The following is a 900-nucleotide window of genomic DNA, read 5'->3' as shown; positions in this document are numbered from 1 at the left end:
CCTAAAGGGCGTTCCTTTCTATTTTCTTTACGAATATAGACACGCTTAACAGGCTTAGGCCGGTAGGCCTTCTCTCTTAATTCCTGTTGGATCTCCTGTAAGAAGGTGTCAACACCGATAAAATCATCGATATAGTCAACACTTTGATCATCAATTCCTGCAGAACCTTTGTTGATTCTGACTTGCTTCCATGCAAGTTTTAATACATCCCATCGGTGGGTTTTGTCATAAAGAATTCCATATTTCTTCTTTGGTTGTTCCTTGGCACTAAGATATAGCTTTCGCTGCAGTACCCGAACCTTTTCTTCCATCGGCGTGTGTTGAGCTTTTGAAGCAATCACGCAAATTCCTCCTGTTTTGAAAGCATTGACTGAAGTACAGGTCCTTCCCTTCTATAGGGTTTTGTTGTCCCTATCATCATCAGTACTATAACCTGTTCCGACTCCCTATCCACACATTCCCAGCAATTTCGAGGATCTCTCTTATATGTTGGGTTACTCTATGAGATGTGGGAGGGTCTCAGCTGTTCTCCACCATTCTTTCCCTGCATGCCACCGCCTTTGTACCGGAAACTCTTTAATGTTCACCTTCCTATTATTCCCATTAAAGCAACGGCCTTCGCCCAACGACTCGAGGCTCGGCAGTTTCTACTTCAACTCTCCCAGTGATATTCGTTGAATATACGCTGACGGTACTTTTACGGACGTTCACTCTCGTTACAGCCTGCAGGTTTGCCTACGCTCCTTGACTGGGAACGAGAACGTCATGTCGAATCTGCTTCTACGCTACCAGTTACCCAGTAACGCATGATTCCAGGCTAACCGAATGAATAGGAAACTTTCGGTGTGAGTACGTTTCAACTCACTAGAAATAGCGGAGCTTTCAGCTCGCGCAGTCGTC

Annotated in this window: 1 pseudogene; it reads right to left on the bottom strand. The window is 45.0% G+C overall.

Annotated features, from left to right (window positions below):
* Positions 1–341: pseudogene (locus IEW67_RS17915) on the bottom strand (group II intron reverse transcriptase/maturase); the annotation flags it as partial.
* Positions 342–900: the final 559 nt, after the last annotated feature.

It is taken from the genome of Lentibacillus kapialis, assembly GCF_014646635.1.
In the GTDB taxonomy this organism is placed as follows: Bacteria; Bacillota; Bacilli; order Bacillales; family Amphibacillaceae; genus Lentibacillus; species Lentibacillus kapialis.
Note: the sequence above shows the minus strand (reverse complement) of the source record. Positions and strands in the feature narration are given on the sequence as shown.